The 15375-nt window shown below is 70.6% G+C and carries 14 protein-coding genes; 1 reads left to right on the top strand and 13 read right to left on the bottom strand.

All coding sequences use genetic code 11. From position 1 onward, the window contains the following. Positions 1-151 precede the first annotated feature (151 nt). Positions 152-973, top strand: a complete 822-nt coding sequence (gene ppsR, locus AC07PF_RS17065) for a posphoenolpyruvate synthetase regulatory kinase/phosphorylase PpsR (protein WP_494612650.1) — start codon at positions 152-154, stop codon at positions 971-973. 18 nt (positions 974-991) lie between these two features. Here the strand turns inward: ppsR and AC07PF_RS17060 are convergent, their stop codons facing one another. The 13 genes from AC07PF_RS17060 to AC07PF_RS17000 all read right to left on the bottom strand — a co-directional run bounded on the left by AC07PF_RS17060 (position 992) and on the right by AC07PF_RS17000 (position 15322). Next, positions 992-1552, bottom strand: coding sequence for a DUF4303 domain-containing protein (locus AC07PF_RS17060; RefSeq protein ID WP_494612649.1), 561 nt, complete (start codon positions 1550-1552; stop codon positions 992-994). Positions 1553-1652: 100 nt separating this feature from the next. Then, positions 1653-2042, bottom strand: a complete 390-nt coding sequence (locus tag AC07PF_RS17055) for a hypothetical protein (RefSeq protein WP_494612648.1) — start codon at positions 2040-2042, stop codon at positions 1653-1655. Positions 2043-2083: 41 nt separating this feature from the next. Further along, on the bottom strand, positions 2084-5203 hold the full coding sequence (locus AC07PF_RS17050) for an efflux RND transporter permease subunit (RefSeq protein WP_494612647.1): 3120 nt from the start codon (positions 5201-5203) through the stop codon (positions 2084-2086). Positions 5204-5213: 10 nt separating this feature from the next. Further along, positions 5214-6335 (bottom strand): efflux RND transporter periplasmic adaptor subunit, encoded by a 1122-nt coding sequence (locus AC07PF_RS17045; protein WP_007854704.1) that lies wholly within the window; start codon positions 6333-6335, stop codon positions 5214-5216. Next, entirely contained in the window at positions 6332-6874 is a 543-nt protein-coding gene (locus AC07PF_RS17040; protein ID WP_494612646.1) for a hypothetical protein, read from the bottom strand. Before AC07PF_RS17040 ends, AC07PF_RS17045 begins: the two co-directional genes overlap by 4 nt. A gap of 37 nt (positions 6875-6911) precedes the next feature. Next, positions 6912-8135 carry a TolC family protein gene (locus tag AC07PF_RS17035; RefSeq protein WP_494612645.1) on the bottom strand — a complete coding sequence of 408 codons (1224 nt, stop codon included), beginning with the start codon at positions 8133-8135 and terminating at the stop codon, positions 6912-6914. A 182-nt stretch (positions 8136-8317) separates the two neighbouring features. Next, positions 8318-8698, bottom strand: coding sequence for a hypothetical protein (locus AC07PF_RS17030; RefSeq protein WP_494612644.1), 381 nt, complete (start codon positions 8696-8698; stop codon positions 8318-8320). 112 nt (positions 8699-8810) lie between these two features. Continuing rightward, positions 8811-9623: a heme ABC transporter ATP-binding protein gene (locus AC07PF_RS17025; RefSeq protein WP_494612643.1), complete on the bottom strand. Its 813-nt coding sequence runs from the start codon at positions 9621-9623 to the stop codon at positions 8811-8813. Then, on the bottom strand, positions 9620-10705 hold the full coding sequence (locus AC07PF_RS17020) for a FecCD family ABC transporter permease (RefSeq protein ID WP_494612642.1): 1086 nt from the start codon (positions 10703-10705) through the stop codon (positions 9620-9622). Before AC07PF_RS17020 ends, AC07PF_RS17025 begins: the two co-directional genes overlap by 4 nt. Then, a complete protein-coding gene (locus AC07PF_RS17015) occupies positions 10702-11577 on the bottom strand; it encodes a heme/hemin ABC transporter substrate-binding protein (protein WP_494612641.1) in 876 nt (291 codons plus the stop codon). The genes AC07PF_RS17020 and AC07PF_RS17015 overlap by 4 nt, the downstream gene beginning before the upstream one ends. Then, a complete protein-coding gene (locus AC07PF_RS17010) occupies positions 11567-12697 on the bottom strand; it encodes a hemin-degrading factor (RefSeq protein WP_494612640.1) in 1131 nt (376 codons plus the stop codon). Before AC07PF_RS17010 ends, AC07PF_RS17015 begins: the two co-directional genes overlap by 11 nt. Next, entirely contained in the window at positions 12694-13041 is a 348-nt protein-coding gene (locus tag AC07PF_RS17005; RefSeq protein ID WP_494609315.1) for a hypothetical protein, read from the bottom strand. The genes AC07PF_RS17010 and AC07PF_RS17005 overlap by 4 nt, the downstream gene beginning before the upstream one ends. Positions 13042-13081: 40 nt before the next feature. Next, positions 13082-15322, bottom strand: coding sequence for a TonB-dependent hemoglobin/transferrin/lactoferrin family receptor (locus AC07PF_RS17000; protein ID WP_494612639.1), 2241 nt, complete (start codon positions 15320-15322; stop codon positions 13082-13084). Between the last annotated feature and the right edge of the window lie 53 nt (positions 15323-15375).

Below are 15375 nucleotides of genomic sequence, written 5' to 3'. Positions count from 1 at the left end.
TGTCGTTGTGGTTGTGTGCCGACGGCGTGCATGGTTGAGAAATTTGGATAATTGACACAATTGTAGGCCTGCCGCGCCGGGAACATGCAGGAACCTGCTTACGATGCCTGTAGTCCCGGCACCACGACTTCCCCACCAACGACCCTGCACCATGCACACGCGCACCGTATTCTTCGTCTCGGACGGCACCGGCATCACCGCGGAAACCTTCGGCAACGCCATCCTGGCCCAGTTCGAGATGAAACCGCGCCATGTGCGCCTGCCCTTCATCGACAGCGTGGACAAGGCGCACCAGACGGTGCGCCAGATCAACCACACGGCCGAGATCGAGGGCAAGAAGCCCATCGTCTTCACCACGCTGGTCAACATGGAGGTGCTGCGCGTCATCCAGGAAGGCTGCAAGGGCATGCTTCTGGACATGTTCGGCACCTTCGTGCACCCGCTGGAAGAGGAGCTGGGCATCAAGTCCCACCACCGCGTGGGCCGCTTCTCGGACGTGAGCCGCAGCAAGGAATACACCGACCGCATCGAGGCCATCAACTTCAGCCTGGCGCACGACGACGGCCAGAGCAACCGTGACCTGGCCGGTGCCGACGTGATCCTGGTGGGCGTGAGCCGCAGCGGCAAGACCCCCACCAGCCTCTACCTGGCCATGCAGTACGGCATGAAAGCCGCCAACTACCCGCTGATCCCCGAGGATTTCGAGCGCCGCCAACTGCCACCCGCGCTGGAGCCGCACCGCAAGAAGATCTTCGGCCTGACCATCCAGCCCGAGCGCCTGTCCGAGATCCGCAACGAGCGCCGGCCCAACTCCAAGTACGCCGACCTGGTCAACTGCCGCCACGAGGTGGCCGAAGCCGAGGCCATGATGCGCCGCGCAGGCATCCGCTGGCTGTCCACCACCACCAAGTCGATCGAGGAGATCGCCACCACCATCCTGCAGGAGATCCGGCCCGAACGGCTGGTGTATTGACAGGGGCGGCGGCAGCCGTCAACCCCAGGAATCGGTCCAGGCCTTGAACCCGGCAGCCAGGGCCGGCGGGTTCAGGCGGGCCACCCACTGGTTCAGGGCCTCGGCAGGCTCGTCGCCATCCGAGACCGCGACCTGCAGCAGCAGGGATTCACGGGCGAAGGCCGGGTCTTCACGGCGCAGGCGTTCCAGCACCTGGACCATGGTTTCGAGCAGTTGCGCGCGAAAGGCGGTGAAGGCGGCATCGCCCCCCTCGTCCGGCAGCGCCAGCACGTGCTCACGCACCAGCGTGCACAGGTCATTGAAGGCGCCGTTGGCGCCCTCGCCCTCCAGGGGCCATTCCGAGGAACTGTAGCGGTAGTAGCCGGCATCGTCCGGATGGCGCTCGGTGAGCTCGCGCACCTGCGATTCGGTGATCAGGGCCGGGCAGACGGTCATGGCGCCGTCATCGGTGTACAGGGTGAAGGCGCACACGGGGTCGTCGGGGCCACAGCGCCCGGAGATATCGGCCAGGGCGGCACGGCTGGCCTGGGCGATGCCCTCGGCCAGCGCGGCGAAATCAAAGTCGGTGGAAGCAGGCATGCCGGCATGGTAGGCCAGGCATGCGCCGCACGCAGTGCATGCCGATGCGCCGGGCGCCACTTCCGTGACGGATTGCGCACCGGCTGGCGTGGGTGTCTGCTTACTTCAGCGCAAAACGCAGGTTCGCGGGCTTCTTGCCCGGCAAGGTCACCAACGCCACCACCTTGGTGCCGGCCGCCACCTTGAACGTGCCCTTGGCTTCGAGCCGGCCCTCGCCGGCCGGCACCAGCACGGCCTCGGACTTTTCGGTGCCGTTGAGCAGCGTGAGCCTGGCGCCCACGCCCTGCGAACTGGCCGGCTTGCCGTGGTCGCGCAGGTGCAGGGTGATCACGTCGGGCCGCGCCACCAGCTCGTAGTCCATGTCGTGGGTGCCGGCCACGATGCCGCCATGCTGCGGCTTGTGGTCGTCGCCATGGCTGTGGTCGCCGGCCGCGAAGGCGGCGCCCGAAACGGCCAGCGCCAGCGCGGCCAGGAGATGCTTGCTTGTCATGGAGGTCCTTTCAAGGGTTGGGGGAACGGAGAGAAAAAAGGTCAGAACGCCTCGGCGCTCCGGTCGTCGAGCAGGCGCTCGGCATCGCGGCGGCCGAACAGCCAGAACAGGGCCGGGGTGAGGAAGGTGTCGAGCAGGGTCGAGCTGATCAGGCCCGAGAAGATCACCACCGCCACCGGGTGCAATATCTCGGTGCCGGGGCGCTCGGCCTCCAGCAGCAGCGGCGCCAGCGCGAAGGCTGTGACCAGAGCCGTCATGAGCACGGGAGAGAGCCGCTCCAGCGAGCCGCGCACGATCATCGCGGTGTCGAAGTTCTCGCCCTCCACGCGCATCAGGTTCAGGTAGTGGCTGACCTTCAGGATGCCGTTGCGCACCGAGATGCCGGCCAGCGTGATGAAACCGATCAGCGCCGCCACCGACAGCGGCTGCCCGGAGATCCACAGCCCCAGCACCGCGCCCACCAGCGCCAGCGGGATGTTGGCCATGATCAGGGCCGACAGCGTGGCCGAGCGGTAGCGCGTGTACAGCACCACGAACATCAGCACCAGCGAGACCACGGCGAGCATGCCCACCAGACGGCTGGCCTCCTCCTGCGCCTGGAACTGGCCGCCCAGGGTGATGAAGTAGCCGTCGGGCAGGCGCGTCTCGCCCACCACCTTGCGGATGTCGGCCACCACGTCGGACAGCGCCCTGCCCTGCGCATTGGCCGAGAGCACGATGCGGCGCTTGCCATCGTCGCGGCTGATCTGGTTGGGGCCGTCGCCGTCCTCGATGCTGGCCAGGCGCGACAGCGGCACGCGCCCGCGCGGCGTCTCAATCATGATCTGCGCCAGGCCTTCAAGCGAGCGCGCACTCTCCGGCAGGCGCACCACCAGCGCAAAGCGGCGGCTGCCCTCCACGATCTGCGTGAGCTTCTCGCCCTCCACCAGGCCCTGCAGCGTGGCCAGCACCTGCGCTGCGGGCACGCCGTACTGGGCGGCCGCGGCGTGGTCCACGCGCACGGTGATCTGCGGTGCCAGCACCTGCTTTTCCACCTCCAGGTCGGCCAGGCCGTCGATGCTGGCCAGGCGCGCGCGCAACGCATCGGCCTGGCCGCGCAGGGTATCGAGGTCCTCGCCGAAGAGCTTGATCGCGATCTGCGAGCGCACGCCCGAGAGCATGTGGTCGATGCGGTGCGAGATCGGCTGGCCGATGGCGATGGCAGCCGGCATCTGCGCCAGCCGGCTGCGGATGTCGGCCTGCACCTCGGCCATGCTGCGTTTCAGCTCGACCGCGGGCAGCAGGCCCACGTCGAGCTCGCTCACGTGCACGCCCTCGGCATGTTCATCGAGCTCGGCCCGGCCGCTGCGCCGGCCCACGTGCGTGACCTCCGGCACCTGGCGCACCAGCACCTCGGCCTGGCTGGCCAGGGCGGTCGACTCGGCCAGCGTCACGCCCGGGTTCAGGCGCATGCCGATGAGCAGCGTGCCCTCGTTGAAGGGCGGCAAAAAGGTGGTCGGAAAGAACGGCACCGCCGCCACCGACAGCACCACCGCCACGGCGCTCACCGCCATGGCGGCACGCGGGCGCGCCAGCACCCGGGTGAGCCCGCCGCGGTAGCGCGCCTTGAGCCAGGCCACCACGCGCGTGTCGCCATGGTCCAGGTTCTTCATGCGCGGCAGCAGGTAGAACGCCAGCACCGGCGTGACCGTGACCGACACCAGCAGCGACGCGATCGTGGAGACGATGAAGGCGATGCCCAGGGGCACGAACAGCCGTCCCTCGATGCCCGGCAGCGCGAACAGCGGCAGGAACACGAGCACGATGATAGCCGTGGCGTAGAGGATGCCCGAGCGCACTTCCATCGATGCGAGCTTGACCACCTCCAGCGGGTGCAGCCGGTGCTGGGGGTGCCGGGCGCGGTCCATCTTCAGGCGGCGCAGCACGTTCTCCACGTCCACCACCGCGTCGTCCACCAGGCCTCCGATGGCAATGGCCAGCCCCCCCAGCGTCATGGTGTTGATCGACAGGCCGAAGTACTTGAACACCAGCGCCGTGATGAAGATCGACACCGGAATGGCCGTGAGCGCGATCACCGTGGGCCTGAGCGTCCCCAGGAACACGAACAGAATCACCGCCACGAACACCGAGGCGCCCATGAGCTTGCCCTGCAGGGTGGTGACCGAGGCCTCGATGAAGCTCGCCTGGCGGAAGGTGACGCGCGGCGTTTCCATGCCCGCGGGCAGCGACTTCTTCAGTTCGCCCAGTGCCGCCTCGATACTGCGCGTGAGCGCGATGGTGTCGGCCGTGGGCTGCTTCTGGATACCGAGGATCACGGCGGGCTTGCCCTCGAAGCCCGCGTCGCCGCGCTTGAGGGCTGCGGCGAAGGTCACCTCGGCCACCTGGCGCAGCAGCACCGGCTGGCCGCTCTTCGCGGTGAGGGCCAGGTTCTGCAGGTCTTCCAGGCGCGAGGTGCGGCCCAGGTGGCGGATCAGGTACTCGCGCCCGTTGAGCTCCAGGAAGCCCCCCGAGGTATTGGCCGAGAATCCCTTGAGCGCGCCTGTGAGCTGGTCGTGCGTGATGCCCAGCTCGGCCATGCGCGCCGTCTGCGGCTGCACCTGGAACTGGCGCACCTCACCGCCGATGGGGATCACCTGCGCCACGCCGGCAATCGCCAGCAGGCGCGGGCGCAGCACCCAGTCGGCATACTCGCGCACGGCCATCGGCGTGGTGCGCTGCACGTCGATGGGGATCGCCACCTGCATGATCTCGCCCATGATGGAGCTGATGGGCCCCATGCGCGGCGTGACGCCCACGGGCAGCCCCTCCTCCATGGACGACAGGCGCTCGGACACCATCTGCCGCGCGCGGAAGATGTCCGTGCTCCAGTCGAAGGTGACGTAGATGAAGGACAGGCCCGCGCTGGAGGTGGAGCGCACGCTCTCCACGCCGGGCAGGCCGTTCATGGTCGTCTCCAGCGGGAAGGTGATGAGCTGCTCCACCTCCTCGGCGGCCATGCCGCCGGCCTCGGTCATCAGCGTGACCGTGGGCTTGTTGAGATCGGGGAACACGTCCACCGGCGTGCGCGAGAGCGTGAAGGCGCCATAGGCCATGAGCACGCCCGCCGCGATGAGCACCAGCAGCCGGTTGGCCAGGCTGCTTTCGAGTAGCCACTTGAACATTGCGGCTCCCTCAGCGGACCTGGTTGATCAGCGTGGCGCCCTGCGTGGCCACGCGGTCCCCGGCCTTGAGGCCCGAGGTCACGGCCACCGAGCTGCCGTCGAGCGGCACGAAGGTGACCACGCGCGGCACGAAGCGCTCGGGCGACTCCTTGATCCAGACGATGGTCTGGTTCGCGGGGTTGCGCAGCAGCGAAGCCACGGGCACCTGCACACCAGCGGCCTGCTCGGTGGACTGCACGAACACGCGCACCGGCTGGCCCAGGGCCAAAGTGCCGAGCACGGCTGAGTCACCGGCAAACTGCAGCGGCAACGCCTGCTCGCGCAGGCTGCGCGCCGCCCCGAGGAAGCGCAGCGGCACGCGCTGCCCGCCCACGGCCAGCGCGGCGCCGGCCACGCTGTGGGCCTGGGCCGTGTCGTAGGCCAGGGCCTCCACGCGCAGGCGCGCCGGGTCCACCACCTCGAACAGCAGCTCGCGCGCATCCACCACCTGGCCCGCCACGGCATTGGCCGAGGCGATCACACCCGAGACCGGTGCCACCAGCGCATCGCGCGTGGACAGGCCGGCACCCACTGCACCCAGGCGCTGGGTGAAGCTGTGCAGCTCGCTCTCGGCCGCCTCGATCTCCTTGCGCGGCACGGTGTCGGCCAGCTCTTTCAGGCGCGCCACGCGCCGTGCCGCCAGGTCGCGCGCCGCGCGCAGCTCGGCCTGCTGGGCCAGCTGGTTGGAGCGCTCGATGGCGCCCGCCGTGGGCACCACATAGGCCAGCACCTCGCCCTTGCGCACCGCCTGGCCCACACCGGGCAGGCCCTTGGGCCCGGCCTCCAGCCGGCCGGCCAGCGCGGCCTGCACCTTGCCGCCGGCATTCGGGTCCATGACCACGGTGCCGGCCAGTTCGAAGGCCTTGGCATGGCGGCCTTCGGCCGCCACCAGGGTGCGCACGCCGAGCTGGCGCTGCGCGGGCTTGGGCAGAAACACGCTGCCATCGGGCTGGCGCTTGGGGCCATTGCCGTCGGCGGCCGCAGGGGCATCGCCATGGTCATGGCCTTCGCCGGCCCCAGCGCCCAGCGGGGCGTACAGGCCGGCGGCCAGCAGCAAGGCCGCCAGGGTGCGCGTTGCAATGCAGTGCTTCATGCTGCACCTCCCACGCGCGCGGTGCGGCCACGCCGCAGGCCCCACACGGCGGCCAGGGCCAGCAGCACGGCGCCTACGCCACCGGCCAGCAGCGCGTTGCTCCGGCCCACGGGCTCGGTATGCGCATGGGCTGCGGCGTGTACATCGATCTCGCCAGCCAGCAGGTCGGTCTCGGAGCCGGCCACCACGGTGGCGGTGACGGGGCTCACGCCCTCTGCGAGCGGTGCCGCCAGCGCAGCCTGGAACTCGCCCTCGGCGACGCGGGTCACGGGCACGCGCGTGCCGGCAATGTCCAGCTCCAGTTGCGCCTCCTTCACGGGGCTGTTGTCGCCCGCATGGTCGAGGTAGAGCGCGAGCTGCTTGCCATCGAGCACGCCAACCAGCTCGAACAGGTCGGAGGTGGCGGCAAAGCGTGGCAGGGACGTGCCGGCCGCAGCGGCGGGCGCTGCGCCATCGTCGCCATGGGCATGGGCCCACAGGGGCGTGAGCCCCAGCACCAGGGCCAGGCCCAGGGTGGTAAAGAAAGAAGGGAATTGCATGGTGGTCACAAAAATGGGTTCGGGGGAGGCGGGGCGCTCACTGCGGCAACAGGCCCAGGGCCTGGCGCAAGGTGGAGACGGCGGCGGCAGCATCGATGCGGGCACGCGCGAGCTGCCGCTCGGCCTGCACGGCTTCGAGTTCCACGCGCAGGCGCGTGGGCCAGTCGGCCTCGCCCAGGCGGAAGGCCTTGTCGATGAAACCGCGCGTGTCACGCGCCAGTGCCGCATGGCGGGCCATGGCCTCGCGCTGGGCCTGGGTGACCTTCACACGCGCCGTGGCAGCGGCCACGTCGGCAGCCAGCCGGTCCTGCTCGACGCGGGCGCGCACTTCGGCGTCGAGTGCGTCGGCGCGTGCGGCGGCCTCCTTGGCGCGCGCACGGTCGCCGCCGCCCAGGGGCACGCGCACGCCGACGGTGAAGCTTTGCAGGTAGCGCTCGCCCGATTGCTCGCGCCCGCGCGTGGCAGCCACGGTCAGCTCGGGATTGGCACGGGTCTGCACGGCGGCCAGGTCGGCGGCGCGGCGCGCCACCTCGGCCTGGTCCTGCCAGTCGGCGACGGCCGGGTGGTCAGCGGGCAGGCCGGCCGCGGGCAAGGCTTCGGCCTCGGGCTCTGCAGCGTCGGGCAGCACCTCCTGGCCGCCCCAGGCCGCCAGGGCCGCCTGCGCGACATCGCGTGCCCCCAGGGCTTCGGCCACGGCGGCCTCGGCCTGGGCCACGGCGCCATCGGCCTGGGTCTGGTCGGCACGGGCCATGTCGCCGGCCTTGAAACGGCGCGCCACGTCGGCTGCGAGCTGCTGCGCGCTCTGCAGCCGGTCCTGCGCCAGGCCCAGCTCGGCCTGCGCACGCTGCAGCGCCCACCAGGCCTCGCGCACGCTCGCGGCCAGCTGCAGCTGGGCGGCCAGGCGGCGGCTCTCCACGGCCTTGATCTCGGCATCGCCCAGCGCGGCCTTGCGTGCGCGCTCACCAGGCAGCCACAGTGGCAGGGCCACGCCCAGCTCGACCTCGCGGCTGCCCTGGTTGCTGCCGGGGCGGTCGCTCTTGGTGGACAACTCCAGTGCCGCGGGTTCGGCCGTCCAGGACGCCGCGCCGCTGCGCGCGGCCTGCGCCGACTCGCGCCGCAGCGCGGCCGACTGCGCCTCGGGCTGGCGCTCCCAGGCCCTGTCGAACAGGGCCTTGAGCGTGAGCGGTGGCGGTGCCGGTGGTGACTGGGCCAGCGCGGCACTGCCGGCCAGCGCCCACGCCAGGGCGACCACGGCCGCCATGCACAGCCGTGGGGTGTGATTCGTTCTTCTCGTTCGTTGCATCCGATTCCTCTGCAGTGGCTACGGGCCACGGGGTTGAAATCGGCAAGGCACGACACCCGGCACGCACGCGCGCGCCGCGGCTGCCCGCCAGGGCAGCGTGGAATCGTCAGGAAGGGGCTACCCGCAGCCCGCCTCGCCGCTCAGGCGAGGACGGACCAGTTGGGGCGTTCGGGGCGGGAAAGCGGGGGGTGCACCCAGGCCGGTGCCATCTGGGGCGCTGGACGGCCCACCGAGACCACGATGGCCTGGACGCTCGCGCTCAAGGCCATGCCGCTGCCCGCGCCGTGGCAGGCATGGCAGTCCATGTCCGCCGTGCCGGAGGTGGCGAGGCCCTTGTGGTCCGGTGTTTCGCTCGCCAGGGAAGGCGCTGCATGCGCGCCATCGGCCTGGTGCTCGTGCACGTGGTGGCCGAAGTGCGATGCCTGCGGCGCTGCCTCGTGCCCGCAGTACGGCGATGCCGCGGCCCAGATGGACTGGAGCGGCATGAACAGCAGCAGAAAGACGAGCAGCAGGCGGCGCATGGTGTGCGCGCATTCTAGTGACAAGATGGCGCGGCGCAGCATGCGCCACTGCGCATATCCCCATGCGCCCAAGGGCAAGGCGCCGGCAGATGACCGAATCGTCATCTGCGCTTCATCCGGCCGCCACCAGGAACTGCGGCGTGCCATCGCTGGCGCGCACCTCGGAGCACTGCACACCCCACACGCGCGCAATGGCGGCGGCGTCCAGCGTCTCGCCTGTGGGCCCCACGTCGCAGCGCCCCGCGCCCATGAGCACCACGTCGTGCGCATAGCGCAGTGCCAGGTTCAAATCGTGCAGCACGGCCACCACGCCGATGCCCTGCTCCACCGCCCAGCGGCGCACCAGGGCCATGGCCTGGTGCTGGTGCGCCAGGTCGAGCGCGGCAGTGGGTTCATCGAGCAGCAGCCAGCGCGTGGCGCCGTCGGGCCGGGGCTCCCAGATCTGGGCCAGGGCCCGGGCCAGGTGGGCGCGTGCGCGCTCGCCGCCCGACAAGGTGTTGACGCCCCGTCCCGCCAGGTGGGCCACGCCCGTGGCCTCCATGGCCTCGTGGGCAATGCGTGCCTCGTGCCGGCTGGGCGACTGGCGGTGGGGAAAGCGCCCCATCTCCACCACCTCCTGCACCGTGAAATCGAAGGCCACCGCCGTCTCCTGCGGCAGCACGGCGCGCAGGCGCGCCAGCTCCAGCGCGGCAATGGCCGAGAGCGCCCGGCCCCCCTGGCTCACCCCCCCCGAGCGCGGCGCGCGCTGGCCCGAGAGCATGGACAGCAGCGTGGACTTGCCCGCACCATTGGGGCCGAGGATCGCGGTGAAACGCCCCGGGGCCAGGCGGGCATGCACGGTGGCCAGCAATGGCCGGCCCGGCAGGCCCACCCCCAACTGATCGCACACCAGTGGATCACCGGCGCAAAGCGGATTGGCGCTCATACCTTGCTCCGGAACTGGCGCAGCATGGCCAGGAACAAGGGCACGCCGATGAAGGCGGTGAGCACGCCCAGCGGCAACTCCGCGGGCTTGACGATGGTACGCGCCACCACGTCGGCCACCAGCACCAGCGTGGCGCCCAGCAGGGCCGAGCACGGCAGCACCACGCGGTGGTCGGGCCCGGCCACCAGGCGCACCCAGTGCGGTGCCACCAGGCCGATGAAGCCGATGATGCCCGTGGCCGCGGTCACCGCGCCCACGGCCAGTGCGGTGACCAGCACGGCCAGGCGCTTGGTGCGCTCCACCGGCACACCCAAAAGCGCAGCCTGTGCCTCGCCCAGGGCAATCGCATTGAGCGGGCGCGCCAGCGCCAGGCCCAGGCCGCAGGCCACCGCGACCACGCTGCCCACCAGGGCCACGGCGCTCCAGTGCGCCCCGCCCAGGCTGCCCAGCAGCCACATCTGGATGTTGCGCAGCTGCTCGTCGGTAGAGATGAAGTTGAGGTAGCCCAGGCCCGCCAGCGCCAGCGCATTGACGGCCACGCCCGCCAGCAGCATGAGCCCCATGCGCGTGCCGCCATCGGCCTGCGCCAACCCGTAGATCAGCGCCGTGACCACCAGTCCACCGCCAAAGGCCGTGATCACCAGCGACCAGCTGCCCAGGGTACGCGGCATGTCGGGAAGGAAGTGGCTGCCCAGCACGATGGTGAGCGCCGCGGCCAGCGCAGCCCCGCTGCTCACGCCGATCAGGCCGGGGTCGGCCAACGGGTTGCGAAACAGCCCCTGCATCAGCGCGCCGGCCAGGCCCAGGCCAGCCCCGGCGGCCACGCCCATCAAGAGGCGCGGCAACCGGATGTTGACGAACACCAGGTACTCGGGCGCCTGCTCGGGCACCGCTGCAGCGCCCACGGCCTGCAGCAGCACCTGCCACAGCTGGGCCGGTGCGATGGCGTAGGCACCCTGGGTGCTGGCCCACACAAAGGCCAGCGCCACCAGCGCCAGGCCCAGCGCCAGCGCGGTGCGCGGCGACAGGCGCCCTGGAGCGCGCCGCGGGACCGGCTGCACGGCGGTTGCCAGCCCGCTCACGCGGTGATCGCCTGCAGGCGCGCCTGGATCTCCCGCACGGTGCCAGGCAGGCGCGGCCCGAAGCCCAGCAGTTGGCTGGCCTCCATGGTCACCAGGGCCTTGCGGCGAAAGGCGGGCGTGAGCGCAAGCTCCGGCCGCTGCCAGAAGGCCGCCTCGCCGCCCAGCGCCTCGATGCCCTGGGTGCTGTTGAGCAGTACATCGGGTGCGGCACTGGCCATGGCCTCGGCCGTGAGCGGCCGGTAGCCCGCGAACTGGGTGATGGCATTGGTGCCGCCGGCAAAGCGGATCAGCGCGTCGGCCGCGGTGCCGGTGCCCGCCACCATGGGGCTGCCGCTGTGCGAGAGGATGAAGATCGCGCGCGGGCGCCGCGCAGCCGCGGCCACGCTCTTTTGCACCGCCGCCCACTGGGCATCGAGATCGGCCTGCAGGGCGGCGGCCTCGCGCTCGCGGCCCGCCACACGGCCCACGGTGGCCACCTTGCGCTGCACCTCGTCCCAGGTGTGGTCGGCCTTGACCAGTTCCACGCGCACGCCGGCGCTGCGCACCTGGTCCAGCACCACGGGCGGGCCGGCCTCGGTGGTGCCCACCACGGCATCGGGCTTGAGGGACAGTAGCCCCTCGGCCGAGAGCTGGCGCATGTAGCCGACCTTGGCGGTCTTGAGCGCGGCCTCGGGGAACAGGCTCGTCGTGTCGGTGCCTACCAGTTGTGCCTGTGCGCCCAGCAGGTAGACCACCTCGGTCAGCGCGCCGCCCAGCGAGACGATGCGCGCAGCCCCTGCGGCATGGGCCTGGCCCAAGGCAAGGGACAAGGGCAACGCCGCAGCACCGCGCAGCAGGTGGCGGCGTTCGATCAACCCGGTATCACGCGGCATGGGCCAGCTCCTGCTGTCGCGGCAAGCCAGCCGCCAGGTCGCGCCAGCCCTGCAGCTCGGCCTGGCCGGGCTTGCGCGCGCCAAAGAACATGGCCATCAGTTCGCCCGCATGGTCGAAGGCCTCGACCGAGGTCACCACGCCGTCGGCGGTGGGCTTTTCCACCAGCCACACGCTGGCCACCATGTCGGAGCGCAGGTGCAGGTTGAAGCCGGGGTCGAGCACATTGATCCACTGCGCACCGCCGGGCGTGTCCAGCGGCTTGATGTTGGCCACGGGGCCAGTGTGGATCTGGATGCAGCCGCCGCTGCCCACGAAGACCATGATGGGCAGGCCGCCCGCCGCTGCCTGCTGCAGCACGGCGGTGACGGATTCCTTCGCCAGGCGCCAGGCGAACTGCCCTTCCACCAGGCGAAAGCCCTGCTGGCGCTCCACGCCGAACTTTTTGGTCAGGCCGAAGAACTCGTGCGTGTCCTGCATCGCGGCCCAGCCTGCGCGCAGGCCGGCGGCGTCGATCTCGGCATCGGGCCGCGGCACCTCGGCCGGCGGCGCTGCGCCGAACACATAGCCCGCGCTGGGCTGCGCAAAGCGCTGCACCACGGCATCGAGGGCGGCCAGGTCGGTGGCCTCGCGCACGAAGACCTTGTGCACCGCACGCCCGTGGGCATTGTAGAACTGCAGGCTGCGCTGGGGCGGGCGTGCCGGGTCGGCGGCGGCCTCGGTCACCGCGAAGCCCGCATGCCACTGTGCGAAGAACAGGCGCAGGTCGATGCCCTCGCTCAAGGCGATGCCCACCGGCCCCGTGGCCGAGATGTTCATATAGACACCGGTCTTCTCGTGCACCACGCCCTCGTTGCGCGTGAGTGCCATCAGCGGGCCGCAGGCTTCGAGCGACTGCAGCAGCTGCAGCCACGAGCCCTGCAGCGGCACGGCCTTGAGCGGATGTTCGTGCTCGCCCGCATGCGCGGCGATGGCCGCGCCTTCGGACAGGCCCAGGGCTTCGGCGGCATCCTTGGCGCGCTTGCCGGTGGCACGCATGGCGGCGAACTGCTCGCGGATGGCGGGGGCCGTCTGCAGGCGCACGCCGTTGGGGTCGGGTTGGTGGGAAGAGGTCATGCTCATTGGACGGTTTCGGGGGCGGGGATCCACAGCGCGCGGCGCTGCTCTGCCGCAGAAAGGGCCGCATTCGCGGCATCGGCCGCCTGCCCGGCGCTCTGCTGGGCCCAGCGGCCCTGCAGGCTCCAGACCACGGTGCGGAAATGCGGCGTGAAGCCTTCGGCGTCGGCCAGCATCTGCAGGTTGGCGGTGATCTTGCGGCCCATCGCATCGCGGTGGCTGTCGCAGCAGGCCTGCACATAGCCCGTCATCAGCGCCAGGGTGCCGGCCAGCAGCGCCTCGGCGCAGGGCAGGCTGTACTCCTCGTCGCAATGGCCGCTGGAGGCGGGGCTGTCGGATGCATGGCTCATGGTCTGTCTCCTTGCGCGATGGATGGGTTCGAACGGTCGATCAGAAGTCCGCCACCAGCGACACGCGCACGGCGCGGCCGGGCTGGCTGTAGGCGTCGATGAAGTTGGCGTTGGCGGCCAGGCCGCGCACGTCGGCCCAGCGCCAGTGCTTCTTGTCGGTCAGGTTGTAGATGCCGGCGTTCAGGCGCAGGTCCTTGCGGATGCGCCACTGGCCCGACAGGTCCAGCACCGTGTACGAGGGCGTGAGGTACTGCGTGCTGCCCGTGGCCAGGGTCACGTCCTCGGCCTTCTTGGCGGCGGCGTGCGTCATGTCCAGGCGCACCATGAAAGCGCTGGTGTCGTAGCGCAGGCCAGCCGTCAGGCGCGAGGGGTCCACGGTGTTGACGGGCTTGCCGGTGGCGGTGTCGCGCCCGCGCGTCTGGCCGTAGGCGAACGGCGTGCTCAACTGGCCGCCGGCGACGTTGCCCCAGCGCACGTCGCCCTTGACCTCGAAGCCATTGAGCTTGACGCGGCCGATGTTGACCGACTGGAACACCAGCGGGTTGCCCGGCGCGCCAGTGCCGCCCACTTGGCGCAGGTCCTCGATGAAGTCCTTGTAGCGGCCGGTGAAGGCGGCGGCTTCGATGGACAGCGCATCCATGCGGCCGCGCACGCCGATCTCGAAGTTCTGGCTCTTCTCGGGCTTGAGGTTGCCGTTGGGCACCGTCTTGTAGTTGCTGACCGGGTTCTCGAAGAAGGCGTTGACCTGGCCGGCGTTGGGCGCACGGAAGCCCGCCGCGTAGTTGCCGAACACGCTCCAGGCGTCGGTGGCGCGGTACAGCAGGCCCAGCTTGGGCGAGGTGGCATTGCCCGAGAGCGAGACCGCCTGCGCGCCGAAACCGCTCTGGTCGGCCTTGATGCGGAAGGTGTCGAAGCGCACGCCGGGCGTCACGCTCCAGGGGCCGTTCACGATCTCGTCCTGCACATACAGCGCGGTGCTGGTTTCGGTGGTGTCGGGGAAGCGCTTGAGCGGGAAGGTCTCGCCCACGGGCGGCGTCACGCCGTCCTGCAGGTTGGTGACCTTGGCGGACGAATGGTCGATGCCGTAGGTGATCTTCTGCACCCAGTTGCCGCCCGTGCGCAGCACCTTGCTGCCCTGCACATTGGCCTGCCAGCTGCGCTCGTCGTAAGTCACGTCGCGCACGCGGTCGGCGGCGGTGTTGCGGTCCTCGAAGGCGTACTCGCGGGAATGTGCGTCCTGGAAGCTCAGCGTGGCCTTCACATCGTCGGCAAAGCCGGCGTTCAGGCGCCAGCTGCCCTCCCAGGTGGCGCGGCTGCGCTGCATGTCGGTGGACGAATTGGAGGACAGCGTGGACGTGGCCGCCAGCGGCGGCTTGGAGCGCGCGGTGAGCAGCTCGTAGTCGGAGGTCTTGTCCACGTGCTCCACCGTGAAGGCGTGGCGCTGGCCGCCGCCGGGGGTGAGCACCACCTTGGCCAGCAGCGCGCCGCCCTGGTCCTTCTGCGGGTTGGGCAGGGTGCGGTCGGCGTTGGCCGCATCGTTGGTGCCCATGTTGTCGAGCTCGCGCGCGCGGTTCACGCTGCCGCTGACCAGCCACTGCACCGTGTCGTTGACGCGGCCCGCCACCGTGGCGCCCAGGCGCTTGCCGTGGTCGTCGCCATCGTAGCCCGCGCTCACCTGGCCGCCCAGCGTCTTGCCGTCCTTGAGGAAGTTCTCGGGTTCCACGGTGATGAAGTTCACCAGGCCGGCCATGCCGTCCGAGCCGTACAGCGCCGAAGTGGCACCGCGCACCACCTCGATGCGCTGCAGCAGGCCCATGTCCAGGTAGTCGCGGCCGAAGGCGTTGGCGCTGAACACATAGCTGCGCGGCAGGCGGATGCCATCCACCATCATCAGCACGCGGTTGCCGTCCAGGCCGCGGATGTTGAAGCCCGCGTTCTGCTCGCGGCCGGTGGAGCCGCTGGCCAGCGAGAAGCGCGCCGGCGAGCGCGTGACGGACACGTTGGGCAGCTCGCGCACCGCATCGCGGATGTCGCGCACCTGGCCCTCTTCGAGCGCACGCGCGTTGATCACGTCGATGCTCATCGGCAGGTCGTCGGGGTTCTGCTCGCTGCGCGAACCGCTGATCACCACCTCCTTGAGCGCAGGGCCCGCGGCCACGATCTGCACGGGTGCGCCCGCGGTCTGCGCCTGGACGCCGGTGAAGGAGGCGCACGCCAAGGCGGCCAGCAAGGCCAGCGGACGGAGTGCGAAACGGGGGGATTGGTTGATTGGTTGCGCCACGGCAGGAAACCCTTTTTTCTCTGAGACGTATGTGGAAACAGAGCTGGCTTCGG

The sequence above is a fragment of the Acidovorax sp. GW821-FHT10A04 genome, from assembly GCF_059415825.1.
This window is presented reverse-complemented; position numbering and strand designations above follow the sequence as displayed.

What these genes read in the sequence shown, in the direction of transcription:
- ppsR (WP_494612650.1), top strand. Translation starts at nt 152, where the DNA reads ATGCACACGCGCACCGTATTCTTCGTCTCGGACGGCACCGGCATCACC.
- AC07PF_RS17060 (WP_494612649.1), bottom strand. Translation starts at nt 1,552, where the DNA reads ATGCCTGCTTCCACCGACTTTGATTTCGCCGCGCTGGCCGAGGGCATC.
- AC07PF_RS17055 (WP_494612648.1), bottom strand. Translation starts at nt 2,042, where the DNA reads ATGACAAGCAAGCATCTCCTGGCCGCGCTGGCGCTGGCCGTTTCGGGC.
- AC07PF_RS17050 (WP_494612647.1), bottom strand. Translation starts at nt 5,203, where the DNA reads ATGTTCAAGTGGCTACTCGAAAGCAGCCTGGCCAACCGGCTGCTGGTG.
- AC07PF_RS17045 (WP_007854704.1), bottom strand. Translation starts at nt 6,335, where the DNA reads ATGAAGCACTGCATTGCAACGCGCACCCTGGCGGCCTTGCTGCTGGCC.
- AC07PF_RS17040 (WP_494612646.1), bottom strand. Translation starts at nt 6,874, where the DNA reads ATGCAATTCCCTTCTTTCTTTACCACCCTGGGCCTGGCCCTGGTGCTG.
- AC07PF_RS17035 (WP_494612645.1), bottom strand. Translation starts at nt 8,135, where the DNA reads ATGGCGGCCGTGGTCGCCCTGGCGTGGGCGCTGGCCGGCAGTGCCGCG.
- AC07PF_RS17030 (WP_494612644.1), bottom strand. Translation starts at nt 8,698, where the DNA reads ATGCGCCGCCTGCTGCTCGTCTTTCTGCTGCTGTTCATGCCGCTCCAG.
- AC07PF_RS17025 (WP_494612643.1), bottom strand. Translation starts at nt 9,623, where the DNA reads ATGAGCGCCAATCCGCTTTGCGCCGGTGATCCACTGGTGTGCGATCAG.
- AC07PF_RS17015 (WP_494612641.1), bottom strand. Translation starts at nt 11,577, where the DNA reads ATGCCGCGTGATACCGGGTTGATCGAACGCCGCCACCTGCTGCGCGGT.
- AC07PF_RS17010 (WP_494612640.1), bottom strand. Translation starts at nt 12,697, where the DNA reads ATGAGCATGACCTCTTCCCACCAACCCGACCCCAACGGCGTGCGCCTG.
- AC07PF_RS17005 (WP_494609315.1), bottom strand. Translation starts at nt 13,041, where the DNA reads ATGAGCCATGCATCCGACAGCCCCGCCTCCAGCGGCCATTGCGACGAG.